The 13,026-nt window shown below is 68.5% G+C and carries 10 protein-coding genes; 4 read left to right on the top strand and 6 right to left on the bottom strand.

All coding sequences use genetic code 11. From position 1 onward, the window contains the following. Nucleotides 1–14 precede the first annotated feature (14 nt). The 3 genes from ACFCYE_RS06130 to ACFCYE_RS06120 all read right to left on the bottom strand — a co-directional run bounded on the left by ACFCYE_RS06130 (nt 15) and on the right by ACFCYE_RS06120 (nt 3,969). On the bottom strand, nt 15–1,082 hold the full coding sequence (locus tag ACFCYE_RS06130) for a hemolysin family protein (protein ID WP_376177248.1): 1,068 nt from the start codon (nt 1,080–1,082) through the stop codon (nt 15–17). After that, nucleotides 1,079–2,398, bottom strand: a complete 1,320-nt coding sequence (locus ACFCYE_RS06125; protein WP_376177246.1) for a hemolysin family protein — start codon at nt 2,396–2,398, stop codon at nt 1,079–1,081. The genes ACFCYE_RS06130 and ACFCYE_RS06125 overlap by 4 nt, the downstream gene beginning before the upstream one ends. Nucleotides 2,399–2,514: 116 nt before the next feature. Further along, complete coding sequence (locus ACFCYE_RS06120) at nt 2,515–3,969, bottom strand: GuaB1 family IMP dehydrogenase-related protein (RefSeq protein ID WP_376177245.1); 1,455 nt, start codon at nt 3,967–3,969, stop codon at nt 2,515–2,517. Between the two features lie 159 nt (nt 3,970–4,128). On the opposite strand from ACFCYE_RS06120, the gene ACFCYE_RS06115 reads away from it, so the two are divergent. Then, nucleotides 4,129–7,794, top strand: a complete 3,666-nt coding sequence (locus ACFCYE_RS06115; RefSeq protein WP_376177243.1) for a multifunctional oxoglutarate decarboxylase/oxoglutarate dehydrogenase thiamine pyrophosphate-binding subunit/dihydrolipoyllysine-residue succinyltransferase subunit — start codon at nt 4,129–4,131, stop codon at nt 7,792–7,794. 68 nt (nt 7,795–7,862) lie between these two features. Here the strand turns inward: ACFCYE_RS06115 and ACFCYE_RS06110 are convergent, their stop codons facing one another. Genes ACFCYE_RS06110 through ACFCYE_RS06100 form a run of 3 tightly spaced genes read right to left on the bottom strand, consistent with a single transcriptional unit; the run spans nt 7,863 to nt 10,103 of the window. Beyond that, nucleotides 7,863–9,161 carry a GNAT family N-acetyltransferase gene (locus ACFCYE_RS06110; RefSeq protein ID WP_376177242.1) on the bottom strand — a complete coding sequence of 433 codons (1,299 nt, stop codon included), beginning with the start codon at nt 9,159–9,161 and terminating at the stop codon, nt 7,863–7,865. A 37-nt stretch (nt 9,162–9,198) separates the two neighbouring features. Then, complete coding sequence (locus ACFCYE_RS06105) at nt 9,199–9,444, bottom strand: zf-HC2 domain-containing protein (RefSeq protein WP_376177240.1); 246 nt, start codon at nt 9,442–9,444, stop codon at nt 9,199–9,201. Beyond that, nucleotides 9,441–10,103: a sigma-70 family RNA polymerase sigma factor gene (locus tag ACFCYE_RS06100; RefSeq protein WP_376177239.1), complete on the bottom strand. Its 663-nt coding sequence runs from the start codon at nt 10,101–10,103 to the stop codon at nt 9,441–9,443. The genes ACFCYE_RS06105 and ACFCYE_RS06100 overlap by 4 nt, the downstream gene beginning before the upstream one ends. Nucleotides 10,104–10,152: 49 nt before the next feature. Between ACFCYE_RS06100 and aroA the strand changes: the two genes are divergently transcribed. The 3 genes from aroA to bcp are packed head-to-tail and all read left to right on the top strand — an operon-like array spanning nt 10,153 to nt 13,025. After that, entirely contained in the window at nt 10,153–11,472 is a 1,320-nt protein-coding gene (gene aroA / locus ACFCYE_RS06095; RefSeq protein WP_376177238.1) for a 3-phosphoshikimate 1-carboxyvinyltransferase, read from the top strand. Continuing rightward, entirely contained in the window at nt 11,469–12,539 is a 1,071-nt protein-coding gene (rsgA, locus tag ACFCYE_RS06090; RefSeq protein WP_376177237.1) for a ribosome small subunit-dependent GTPase A, read from the top strand. Before aroA ends, rsgA begins: the two co-directional genes overlap by 4 nt. A 9-nt stretch (nt 12,540–12,548) precedes the next feature. Beyond that, on the top strand, nt 12,549–13,025 hold the full coding sequence (gene bcp, locus ACFCYE_RS06085) for a thioredoxin-dependent thiol peroxidase (RefSeq protein WP_376177236.1): 477 nt from the start codon (nt 12,549–12,551) through the stop codon (nt 13,023–13,025). Nucleotide 13,026: the final 1 nt, after the last annotated feature.

The raw sequence follows: 13,026 nt of genomic DNA, 5'->3' as shown, positions 1-13,026 counted from the left end.
CGCCACCGCGTGAATCACTCTCCGCGGTGGACGACGCGTCTGGTGGCGTCCTGCACCTCTCCCACGAGTTCCTCGAGGATGTCCTCCAGGAACAGGACGGCCGTGGTGTCGCCCTGCGCGTTGCGGACCTTCGCGAGATGACGACCGGCGCGGCGCATGACCGCGAGCGCGTCCTCCAGGTCGGTGTCCTCCTGGACGGGGACCATGTGGTGGATCCGTTTGGACGGGATCGGCGCCGCCACCTTCGCCGCGGCATCCGCCCCCTCGGACGCACGCAGGATGTCCTTGAGGTGGACGTACCCGATCGGCGCCTGCTCCTCGTCCACGATCACGTAGCGCGAGAACCCGTATCGGGCGACGGCCCGCTCGATGTCGTCCGGCGTCGTCGATGCCGGCAGCGTCACCAGCTCCGGCAGCGGCACGGCGACATCCCGTGCCTTCTTGTCCGTGAACTCGACCGCCGCGGCCACGGTTCCCGCCGTGTCGGTCAGCAGACCCTCACGACGCGACTGACTGACGATCGTCGCGACCTCATCGATCGTGAACGTCGACGCCGCTTCGTTCTTCGGCTCGACGCCGAACAGTCGGAGCACGCCGTTGGCCGCCGCGTTCAGCACCCAGATCACGGGGTGGAACACCTTCGACACCCACACGAGGGGGCTCGCGAGGATCAGCACGGCACGATCCGGAACCGAGAACGCCAGGTTCTTGGGGACCATCTCGCCGAAGACCACGTGCAGGAACGACACGATCACGAGCGCGATCACGAACGCCGTGACGTCGACCACGGCATCCGACCAGCCGATCGCGTGCATGGGCACGGCGAGGAGGTGATGGATCGCAGGTTCGGACACGTTCAGGATCAGCAGCGAGCAGATCGTGATGCCCAGCTGCGACGTCGCCAGCATCAGCGTGGCGTGCTCCATCGCGTAGAGCGCCGTCTTGGCCGCACGCGAACCCTGCTCAGCGCGAGGCTCGATCTGCGAGCGGCGTGCCGAGATGACGGCGAACTCGGCGCCGACGAAGAAGGCGTTGCCGGCCAGAAGGACGACGAGCCAGACCAATCCTGCCCAATCGTTCATCGGGACACCTCCTCTGCGGCGACATCGACCGGCGTCGGGGTGTAGCGGAGGCGGTCGACACGTCGACCGTCCATGCGCACCACCTCCAGCACGCCGCTGTCGAGCGTGACCTCGTCCCCGGCGGCGGGAACGCGTTCCAGCACGCTCATCACGTATCCGGCGACCGTGTCGTAGACCTCTCCCTCAGGAACGTGCACGCCGGTGCGGCTCTGCAGCTCGTCGGGACGGAGCTCGCCGGGGAACGTGATCGTCCCGCGGCCACGGACGATGCCGGCCCTGGTGCGATCGTGTTCGTCCGAGACCTCGCCGACGATCTCCTCCACGAGATCCTCGAGCGTCACCACGCCGGCCGTTCCGCCGTATTCGTCGACGACGATGGCGAGCTGGTACCCCTTGGCGCGCAGCTCGGAGATGAGGTTGTCGAGGTGGACCGTCTCCGGAACGCGCAGCGGCTCTGTGGCCAGTGCGCCGACCGGCACCTCCGCCCGCCGCTCGCGGGGAACCGAGACGGCGGCCTTGAGGTGCACCACACCGGTGATGTCGTCGAGGTCGTCGTCGTACACCGGAAACCGGCTGTGCCCCGTCCGGCGGGCGAGCTGGATCACGTCTTCAGCCGAATCTCCGGCCGCGATGGAGTGCATGCTCGGCCGAGCCGTCATCACGTCCGCCGCCGTGAGACGGGCGAACGTGAGGCTGCGATCGAGCAGGGAGGCCGTGTCGGCCTCGAGCACGCCGGCCATCGCGGAGCGCCGAACGAGCGAGGAGAGCTCTTCGGCGCTGCGCGCACCGGACAGCTCCTCCTTCGGTTCGACGCCCATGCTGCGCAGCACGGCGTTCGCGCTGCCGTTGAGCAGCCGGATGACGGGCTTGAAGACCGTGGTGAACGCGACCTGGAACGGGACGACGACCTTCGCCGTCTGCCGCGGAAGCGCGAGCGCGAAGTTCTTCGGCACGAGCTCGCCGAGGATCATCGACAGCACGGTCGCCACCAGCATCCCGACGACCGTCGAGATCGGGGCGACGACGGCCTCGCTGAGTCCCCATGAGAGCAGTCCGGGGCCGATCAGGCGCGAGATCGCCGGCTCCATCGTGTACCCCGTGAGCAGCGTGGTGAGCGTGATGCCCAGCTGTGCAGAGGACAGATGCGTCGAGGTGTGCTTGAGGGCACCGATCGTCATGGCGAGGCGGGACTCGCCGCGCGCCTGGCGCGCTTCGAGTTCCGCACGATCGAGATTCACGAGGGCGAACTCGCTGGCCACGAACAGGCCGGTGCCGACTGTGAGCAGGAGCCCCACGCCCAGCAGGACGAAGTCCATCAACTGTCCCCTTCCTCAGATCGGAAGGTCGGGCGGTGGGGCGATGTACTGCAACTGGGAGGGTCGTCCATAGTGCGACGATTCTAGCGTTTCTTCCCCGAACCCGTGCCGAGAACTCACCAGCTGACCGGCAGAGCCTTGCCCTCCTCGTAGCCGGCGGCGGACTGCAGACCCACCAGGGCGCGGTCGTGGAACTCGGGCACGCTCGCCGCGCCGGCATAGGTGAACGACGAGCGAACACCGGAGGTGATCATGTCCAGCAGGTCTTCGACACCGGGACGCAGCGGGTCAAGGTAGATCTTCGACGAGGAGATGCCCTCGGCGAACAGCTCCTTGCGCGCACGCTCGTAGGCATCCAGTCGTCCGAAGCGCGCCTGGACGGCCTTGGTCGACGCCATCCCCCAGGACTCCTTGTAGATCCGCCCCTGCGCATCGGTCTGCAGCTGCCCCGGCGCCTCGATCGTGCCGGCGAACCACGAACCGATCATGACCGACGCCGCACCGGCGGCCAGCGCCAGCGCCACATCTCGCGGGTAGCGCACTCCCCCGTCCGCCCACACGTGCGCACCGGCGGCGCGGGCGGCCTCTGCCGTCTCGAGCACCGCCGAGAACTGCGGCCGCCCCACGGCGGTCATCATGCGCGTGGTGCACATGGCGCCCGGCCCCACGCCCACTTTGAGGATCGACGCACCGGCGGCCACGAGATCCGCCACGCCGTCCGCCGTGACGATGTTGCCCGCCACGACTGGGATGCCCAGGTTCAACGCCGCCACGGCAGACAGCGCTGCGAGCATGCCCTCCTGGTGACCGTGAGCGGTGTCGACGACGAGCACGTCGACACCGGCCGCGGCGAGCGCCTTGGCCTTGCCGGCCACATCGCCGTTGATCCCGACGGCTGCGGCCACCGCGAGACGTCCGTCGGAGTCGACGGCGGGGCGGTACAGCGTCGAGCGCAGCGCGCTGCGCGCGCTGAGGGTGCCGACCAGGTGACCGTGGTGGACGACGCTCACCGTCTCCACGCCGGCCTGGGTGATGAGGTCGAACGCCTGCCTGCCGTCGGTGACGTCCTCGGCATCCAGCGCCGGCGTGCCGGCGTGCACCAGATCGCCGAGCTGCGCATCGGGCAGCGCCGTCGCCAGCCGCGTCGCCGGAAGGATGCCGCGGATGGCTGCGACGTCGATGCGCCCCTCCCCGTCGGCGACGACGATGCCGTGGCCTTCGGTGGCGGGCAGCAGGCCGAGCGCGTCGGCGACGGAGGCGCTCGGCGGCAGGACCAGTGGGGTGTCCCACGCGACCGGCTGCGCCTTGACGTCGCGGATCGCGGCGTCCAGCTCCTGCAGCGGCATGTCCTGCGGGAGGACGCCGAGACCGCCGCGCCTGGCGAGGACCGCGGCGAGGCGCGGACCGGTCACCGAGTTCATGTTCGAGGCCACGAGCGGCAGCGTCGCCGGCGTCCCGTCCTGCGGCGCGAGATCCACCTGCAGGCGACTGGTGATCCCGGATCGGCGCGGCACCAGGAACACGTCCGAGTAGGTGAGATCGACTGTGGGTTGCGCGCCGAGGAAGTCCATACATCCACGGTAGCTTTCCGCGCACCCGCCGGTCATGCCGTGTCGACTATTCGGGGGACAAAACACGTTAGGCTTGATCTTCGAGAATGCATGGGCGCAGGGGACATCCTGCCGCCGTGCATGGCACAGTGCTTCAGCGATGAAAGAGGGCGATCGAGCGTGTCGAGCCAAGGTACCGGCGTCGGATCGGGCGACGGGGGGTTCGGAGCCAATTCATGGCTCGTCGACGAGCTCTACGAGCAGTTCACAGCGGATCGGAACTCCGTCGACAAGGAGTGGTGGCCGATCCTCGAGAACTACCAGCCGGATGCCGCGGCGAAGGCCGCACCGGCAGAGGCGTCCACGACGCACCCGGTGACCGCCCCCATCCCGGTGATCGGCTCCCAGCCGGTCGCCCGCACCACGGCGAAACCCGCAGCTCCCGCTCCCATTCCCGCTCAGGCGCCGAAGCCGGAGTCCAAGGCGAGCGAGGAGCCCTCCTCCGAGCAGGACAAGGTCACGACGCTGCGCGGCATGACCAAGACCCTCGCGGCGAACATGGACGAGTCGCTCACGGTCCCCACGGCGACCAGCGTGCGCACGATCCCGGCCAAGCTGATGATCGACAACCGCATCGTCATCAACAACCACATGTCCCGCACCCGCGGCGGAAAGATCAGCTTCACGCACCTCATCGGCTGGGCGCTGATCCAGACGCTGAAGGAATTCCCGAGCCAGAACGTCTTCTACGCCGAGATCGATGGCAAGCCGTCGGTGGTCGCACCGGCGCACGTCAATCTCGGCATCGCGATCGACCTCCCCAAGCCGGACGGCACACGCGCGCTGATGGTGCCCAGCATCAAGCGCGCCGACACGCTGACGTTCAGCGAGTACCTGTCGGCCTACGAGGACCTCGTGACCCGCGCCCGCGGCAACAAGCTCACCGCCGGTGACTTCCAGGGCACGACCGTCTCGCTGACGAACCCCGGCGGCATCGGCACCGTGCACTCCGTGCCGCGTCTGATGAAAGGCCAGGGCTGCATCATCGGCGCCGGCGCCCTCGACTATCCGGCCGAGTTCCAGGGCGCGAGCACCAAGACGCTGAACGAGTTCGCGATCGGCAAGACGATCACACTCACCAGCACGTACGACCACCGCGTCATCCAGGGCGCCGGGTCGGGAGAGTTCCTCAAGAAGGTGCACGAGCTGCTGCTCGGCCAGCGCGGCTTCTACGACGATATCTTCGCCGCGCTGCGCATCCCCTACGCGCCGATCCGCTGGAACCCGGACATCGCGGTCGACCTCGCCGAGCGCGTCGACAAGCAGTCCCGCGTGCAGGAGCTGATCAACTCCTACCGCGTGCGCGGCCACCTGATGGCCGACATCGACCCGCTGGAGTACGTCCAGCGCTCGCACCCCGACCTCGAGATCGAGAGCCACGGCCTGACCTTCTGGGATCTGGACCGCGAGTTCGTGACCGGCGGCTTCGGCGGCAAGCGCGTCATGAAGCTCCGCGACATCCTCGGCGTGCTGCGTGACTCGTACTGCCGCACGCTGGGCATCGAGTACATGCACATCCAGGATCCTGAGCAGCGCCGCTGGTTCCAGGAGAAGGTCGAGGTCAAGTACCAGAAGCCCGGCCACGACGAGCAGCTGCGCGTGCTGCGCAAGCTCAACGAGGCCGAGGCGTTCGAGACCTTCCTGCAGACGAAGTTCGTCGGGCAGAAGCGCTTCTCGCTCGAGGGCGGCGAATCCCTCATCCCGCTGCTGGATGAGATCCTGCAGGGTGCGGCGACCGCCGGGCTCGACGGCGCCGCGATCGGCATGGCGCACCGCGGCCGCCTCAACGTGCTCACCAACATCGCAGGCAAGACCTACGGACAGGTCTTCCGCGAATTCGAGGGGACGCAGACCACCGGCAACCAGCGCGGCTCCGGCGACGTGAAGTATCACCTCGGCACGCAGGGCACGTTCGTCGCCGACGACCGCTCAGAGCTTCCGGTGTACCTCGCCGCGAACCCCTCGCACCTGGAGACCGTCGACGGCGTTCTCGAGGGCATCGTCCGCGCCAAGCAGGACCGCAAGCCCATCGGGACGTTCTCGTGGCTGCCGATCCTCGTCCACGGCGATGCGGCGTTCGCCGGCCAGGGCGTGGTCGTCGAGACCCTGCAGATGTCGCAGCTGCGCGGCTACCGCACCGGCGGAACCGTGCACGTCGTCGTCAACAACCAGGTCGGATTCACCACGACCCCGACCGATGCCCGCACGTCGGTCTACGCCACGGATGTCGCCAAGACGATCCAGGCGCCCATCTTCCACGTGAACGGCGACGACCCCGAGGCCGTCATCCACGTCGCGCAGCTCGCGTTCGAGTACCGCGAGCGGTTCCACCGCGACGTCGTGATCGACCTGATCTGCTACCGCCGACGCGGACACAACGAGGGCGACGACCCCTCGATGACGCAGCCGCTCATGACGGATCTGATCCAGGCGAAGCGCTCGGTGCGCAAGCTGTACACCGAATCCCTCGTCGGCCGCGGCGACATCACCGAGGAGGAGTACGAGCAGGCCAAGGACGACTTCCAGCGTCGCCTCGAGGTCGCGTTCGCCGAGACGCACGCGGCGGAGACCGGCGCCACGCCGATCGCCCCCGTGCTCTCCCCGGTCGAGGAGACCATCGGCGCGCCGGAGGTCACCGGCGTCGCCTCCGAGGTCATCCACCTGATCGGCGACGCGTTCAACAACAAGCCGGAGGGCTTCACCGTCCACCCGAAGATCCAGCAGCTGCTGGACAAGCGCGTCGACATGAGCCGCCACGGCGGCATCGACTGGGGCTTCGGCGAACTGCTCGCGTTCGGGTCGCTGCTGGTGGAGGGCACGCCGGTCCGACTGGCAGGGCAGGATTCGCGTCGAGGCACCTTCGTGCAGCGCCACGCCGTCATGCACGACCGCTCGAACGGCCAGGAGTGGCTGCCGCTGGCCAACCTCTCCGACAACCAGGGCCGCGTGTGGGTGTACGACTCGCTGCTCAGCGAGTACGCGGCGATGGCGTTCGAGTACGGCTACTCGGTCGAGAACCCCGAGGCGCTCGTGCTCTGGGAGGCGCAGTTCGGCGACTTCGCCAACGGCGCCCAGTCAGTCATCGACGAGTACATCTCCGCCGCCGATCAGAAGTGGGGGCAGCAGTCCAGCGTCACGCTCCTGCTGCCGCACGGCTACGAGGGTCAGGGGCCCGATCATTCGTCCGCCCGCATCGAGCGCTTCCTGCAGCTGTGCGCGCAGGAGAACATGATCGTCGCCCGGCCGTCGACTCCGGCATCCTATTTCCACCTGCTGCGTCGTCAGGCGTATGCCCGCCCTCGCAAGCCTCTGATCGTCTTCACCCCGAAGGCGATGCTGCGTCTGCGCGGTGCGACCAGCCCGGTCGAGGACTTCACGCAGGGGCGCTTCGAGCCGGTCGTCGACGACGGCCGCGGGATCGACCGTTCAGCGGTCAAGCGCGTACTCGTGCACTCCGGCAAGATCCACTGGGATCTGCGGGCCGAGCTCGACAAGAAGCCGAACCCGGAGATCGCTCTGGTCCGGCTGGAGCAGCTCTACCCGACGCCGATCGACGGGCTCAAGGCCATCACGGATTCGTACCCGAACGCCGAACTCGTCTGGGTCCAGGACGAGCCGGAGAACCAGGGCGCCTGGCCGTTCCTGGCGCTCGCGTTCGCCGAGGTCCCCGGCCCTCGTCAGTTCCGCACGGTGGCCAGGACCGCATCCGCGTCGCCGGCCACCGGCTCGTCGAAGGTCCACGCGCAGGAGCAGGCCGAACTGCTCAAGCGCGCCCTCACGATCTGACCGCATGACGAAAGCCCACCCGCACGGGAGACCGCGCGGGTGGGCTTCGTCGTGGTGAGACGCGCTGATCAGTACCAGATCGCCAGCAGAGGCGCCTCAGCGGCGCGGAAGGCGTCATCGATGGATGCCGCCGTGTCGGCCTGCGTCTCCAATCGACCTGCCGCGCGCAACTGGACGGCGCTCACTCCCCCGGCGTAGAGCGCGGAGAGCGTGACCGCATCCAGCGTCACGTCGGCAGACGTGGCGCTGTCGACGGGTGTCACCGAGGCGCCGCCGTCGTCGCCGACGGTCAGCCGCCACGAACCGGCGGCGAAACCGAGCGGGTCGTCGACGCGCAGAACGAGATCCAGCGGTGCTGGATAGCTCCGCGCGCTCAGGGCCGCCGGCACGTCGAGCACGCGCAACCAGCCGTGATCATGCACGTTGACATGCACGGCACGCTGATCCGCCACCAGCCAGGTGATCGGATCGTCGAGCGGGCGCAGCGAAGCGGACACCGAGTTCACGAGATCGTGCTGCACTGCGAATCGCCACAGCGCGACGAGCGCGTCAGCCGTCACGGCCGAGAGGTGCTGGATCTCGAGGTCGAACCGGAAGGACCCGGAGATCTCGGTGAGCTTGTACGCCATCGCACCGCGGACGGCGCCGTCGGCATCCCGGTAGCGGACACCGCGGAGCGCGGTGGCGTTCGGGTGTCCGGCGGACAGACCTGCCATGCGCTGCCAGCGCCCCGGCCACCCGGCGATCTGTCCGGAGCGCTGGGTTCTGGCGACCTCGTGCAGGGTGCCGAGATTCTCCTGCAGCGTCTCGCGGTCGATGTACTCCACCCGCCCTGCGACATCGGGGCCGGCCCAGCCCGCGCGACGCGTGTCGATGTTGACCCTGGCAGCCGGAATGGCGGGAGCGAAGCCGTACCGGCTGTAGATCGTGGCCTCTGACGCGGTGAGACCCGCGATCGGCACCCCGGCGGATGCCGCAGCTCGCAGCTCGCCCTCGAGGAGCGCGCGGGCGATCCCTCGCCGCCGGTGGGTACCCGACACCGTGACCGAGCTGATCGCCCACATGTCGACCTCGCCCCCGGGCACCGTCAGCGGGGTGACCCAGGAGTTCACCGTCGCGATCGGCCAGGTGCCGAGCGGGACGTCGGCCTCGAAGACGCCGATGTTGCGCCGGTCTGCGAGGCTCGAGCGGTCACCCGTCACCTGTTCGGCCGTCGGATCGGAATCGAGGAACCCGCGGGCGTCCGCCCGGAGGAACGCCTCGGTATCGGCATCCGATGCGGTGTCGATGAAACGGTAGGTCAGGCCCTGGGCCGCGAGGCGCTCGGCGGACGCGGGATCGACGGGAACACTGCGTGCGTCAGTCATGGCACCAGCCTATGGGCACCGTCCGACGTCGACGCGGTCAGTGGGCGCTGGCCTGCACGGCGCGGAGCTTGGCGAAGACCTGGTCGCGCAGCTCCTCGGGAGCGGACTCCTTGCAGGCGCGAGCGATCACGTCGGTCAGCGTCGTCGCCACGAGCGCCTCGTCTCGGCATCCCGGGCAGTTCTCCAGATGCTCGCGGATCTCGGCGTGCTCCGTCTTGCAGACCTCGTTGCGGAGGTATTCCTCCAGATCCTGACGCGCCTTCTCGCAGCCGCAGTCGCTCATTTCCTGCTCCTCGTCGTGGCCGTGGCGATCCCTCGCTCAGCGGCGTAATCTGCCAGCAGCTCCCGCAGCATCCGTCTGCCACGATGCAGACGACTCATCACGGTGCCGATGGGGGTCTTCATGATGTCGGCGATCTCCTGATACGCGAAGCCTTCGACATCGGCGAAGTAGACGGCCAGCCGGAAGTCCTCCGGCAACTCCTGCAGAGCGTCCTTGACGACGGAGGCAGGCATGCGGTCGATCGCTTCGGCCTCGGCCGAGCGACCGTGCGACGCCGTGGTCGACTCAGCGCCGCCGAGCTGCCAGTCCTCGAGCTCGTCGATCGTGCCCTGGAACGGCTCGCGCTGCTTCTTGCGATAGATGTTGATGTACGTGTTCGTCAGAATCCGGTACAGCCACGCCTTCAGGTTCGTCCCCTGCGAGAACGACGACCACGAACCGAAGGCCTTCACGAAGGTCTCCTGCACGAGATCCGCGGCGTCCGCGGGGTTGCGAGTCATGCGCATGGCGGCGGCATAGAGCTGATCCATGAACGGGATCGCCTGTTCCTCGAACTCTCGTCGAGCGTCGCCGACCGTGTCGGCAGGTGCGGTGTCATCCATCACCGGCCAGTCTAGGCCGACGATGTCCGCGAATTCCTGATCGACAGTCGCGATCATCACCACTCCTTCTCGGTGTAAGCACCACCGTTCACTACAGTGGGAACCGATGAGTGACACACGGTATTCCCCCGCCCCAGCCCGCGGCGCCTACGCCGCTCCCACCGCCGACGGTTCGGTGCACGCCGGCGTGACCATCCCAGGGTCGAAGTCGCTGACCAACCGCGAACTCATCATCGCGGCCATTGCAGACGGCCCTGGGCGGCTCGTCGCGCCACTGCACTCCGATGACTCGCGTCGCATGATCGAAGCGCTGCGCGCGCTCGGAACCGGCATCGAGGAGGTCGAGGCCGGCAACGAGTTCGGTCCGGATCTCGTCGTCACCCCCGCGCCCCTCGCCGGCGGGATGACGATCGACTGCGGACAGGCCGGAACCGTGATGCGCTTCATCGCGCCGCTGGCCGGTCTCGCGCGTGAGGATGTGCACCTCACGGCGCACGAGACCGCCCTGCACCGCCCGATGGGGGCGATGATCACCGCGCTGCGCGATCTCGGCGTCGACATCGACGACGAGGGCACATGGTCGCTGCCGTTCACGATCCGCGGTCACGGTCGCATCCGCGGCGGACGCATCGAGATCGACGCCTCCGCGTCGAGCCAGTTCGTCTCCGGACTGCTGCTCGCGGCTCCCCGATTCGATGTCGGACTGCACCTCGTCCACACCGGCGAGCACCTGCCGAGCCTGCCGCACATCGACATGACGATCGAATCTCTCAGCCGCCGCGGCATCCGCATCGAACGCCCCGCCACCGGGGAATGGCTCGTCGAGGCCGGGGTGCCCCGCGCCAAGGAGATCGCGATCGAACCCGATCTGTCCAATGCGGCGCCGTTCCTCGGGGCGGCACTGGTCACCGGCGGAGACGTCACGGTAAAGAACTGGCCGTTGCACTCGACGCAACCAGGCGCCCTCCTGCCGGATATCCTCCAGGCGATGGGCGCCCACGCCAGCCGTCAGCACGGTGATCTGACCGTGCGCGCAGGTTCCGGCATCCGCGGGGTCGATCTGGATCTGTCGGCGGCGAGCGAACTCACGCCGACCATCGTCGGTCTCGCGCTCTTCGCGGACGCGCCCTCCACGTTCCGCGGGATCGGTCACATCCGCCTGCACGAGACCGACCGCATCGCCGCCCTCGTGCGCAACATCCGCGCGCTCGGCGGCGAGGCGGAAGAACTTCCCGACGGGCTGCGCATCGTGCCGCGGGGGCTCACCGGCGGCACGTGGGCCGCCCACCACGACCACCGCATGGCGACGACCGGCGCGCTGGTCGGATTGCGCGTGCCGGGCGTCGAGATCGACGACATCGGAACGACCGCCAAGACGCTGCCCGAGTTCACGCTGCTGTGGGAGCGGATGCTGGGGGCGCTGTGAGCTGGCTCGATCCGGACGACGACCTGGACGACGAGTTCGAGGACTTCGACGAGTCGAACATCAGGGTTCGCCCGAATCCCAAGGCCAACCGCCCGCGGACCAAACGTCGGCCAGCGCACGAGGACGCCGTGATCGGACGCGTGCTGGGCGTCGACCGCGGCCGCTACGCCGCCATGATCGACGAGGGCACCGATGACGAGCGCACCATCACGACCACCAGAGCACGCGAGCTGCGCCGCACCCCCATCGTCACGGGCGACCTGGCCAGAGTGGTCGGCGACACCAGTGGCGACGAGGGCACGCTCGCGCGCATCGTCGGCATCGTCGAGCGCACGTCGCTTCTGCGCCGCAGCGCGGACGATACCGATCTGATCGAGCGCGTCGTGGTCGCGAACGCCGACCAGATGCTCATCGTCGTGGCCGCCGCCGATCCGGAGCCGCGTCCCCGTCTGGTGGACCGGTACCTCGTCGCGGCGCTGGATGCCGGCATCCGACCGCTCCTCGTGGTGACCAAGACCGATCTGCAGGACCCGACCGCCTTCCTCGCGCACTTCGAAGGTCTGGACCTGCGGGTGTTCACCAGCGCCAAGGACGTGATGCCGGTCGATGAGATCGGTGCGGCGCTCGTCGGGCATTCGACGGTCTTCGTCGGGCATTCCGGAGTCGGGAAGTCGACCCTCGTGAACGCCCTGGTCCCATCCGCCTACCGGGCCACCGGGCATGTGAATCAGGTCACCGGGCGCGGAAGGCACACGTCGTCGTCCACGGTGTCGCTGCGCTACGAGGGCGCGACCGGCACGGGTTGGGTCATCGACACCCCTGGTGTGCGCTCCTTCGGTCTCGGCCACGTGGACCCGGCGAACATCCTCGCTGCGTTCACCGAGCTCGCCGCCATCGCCGAGAACTGCCCCCGCGGCTGCACCCACCTCACGGACGCACCGGACTGCGCACTCATCGAGGCTGCCGACCGCGGCGAGCTGAGCCCCGCGGAACTGTCGCGTCTCGACTCGCTGCAGCGGCTGCTCCAGACCTTCGCGGACAAGGCCGAGCAGACGCCGGGACGTTAGTGTTGAACCGTGACTGAACTGCGCCTCGCTCCCGGATCCACCGCCCCCGACTTCACGCTGCTCGACCAGGACGGCTCATCCGTGAGCCTGGCCGACCTGCGCGGCGAGAAGGTCGTGCTGTACTTCTATCCGGCCGCCATGACCCCGGGGTGCACGACTCAGGCGTGCGACTTCCGCGACAGCATCGCCTCGCTGCAGGGAGCCGGCTACCGGGTCGTCGGCATCTCGCGCGACGAACCTGCCAAGCTCGCCGAGTTCCGCGACCGCGACGCTCTCACGTTCACGCTGCTGAGCGACCCCGACCATGCCGTGCACACCGCCTACGGGGTGTGGGGCGAGAAGATGAACTACGGCAAGGTCGTCGAGGGCGTCATCCGCTCGACGTTCGTGCTCGACGAGCAGGGCGTCATCACCCACGCGCTGTACAACGTCAAGGCGACAGGCCACGTCGCTCGCCTGCGCAAGGTTCTCGGCGTCGACGCCTGAT

The organism is Microbacterium sp. NPDC056234 (assembly GCF_042267585.1).
Taxonomy (GTDB): Bacteria; Actinomycetota; Actinomycetes; order Actinomycetales; family Microbacteriaceae; genus Microbacterium.
Note: the sequence above shows the minus strand (reverse complement) of the source record. Positions and strands in the feature narration are given on the sequence as shown.

Excerpts from the sequence above, each read along its gene's own strand:
- ACFCYE_RS06130 (WP_376177248.1), bottom strand. The coding sequence starts at position 1,082 with ATGAACGATTGGGCAGGATTGGTCTGGCTCGTCGTCCTTCTGGCCGGC.
- ACFCYE_RS06125 (WP_376177246.1), bottom strand. The coding sequence starts at position 2,398 with ATGGACTTCGTCCTGCTGGGCGTGGGGCTCCTGCTCACAGTCGGCACC.
- ACFCYE_RS06120 (WP_376177245.1), bottom strand. The coding sequence starts at position 3,969 with ATGGACTTCCTCGGCGCGCAACCCACAGTCGATCTCACCTACTCGGAC.
- ACFCYE_RS06110 (WP_376177242.1), bottom strand. The coding sequence starts at position 9,161 with ATGACTGACGCACGCAGTGTTCCCGTCGATCCCGCGTCCGCCGAGCGC.
- ACFCYE_RS06105 (WP_376177240.1), bottom strand. The coding sequence starts at position 9,444 with ATGAGCGACTGCGGCTGCGAGAAGGCGCGTCAGGATCTGGAGGAATAC.
- ACFCYE_RS06100 (WP_376177239.1), bottom strand. The coding sequence starts at position 10,103 with ATGATCGCGACTGTCGATCAGGAATTCGCGGACATCGTCGGCCTAGAC.
- aroA (WP_376177238.1), top strand. The coding sequence starts at position 10,153 with ATGAGTGACACACGGTATTCCCCCGCCCCAGCCCGCGGCGCCTACGCC.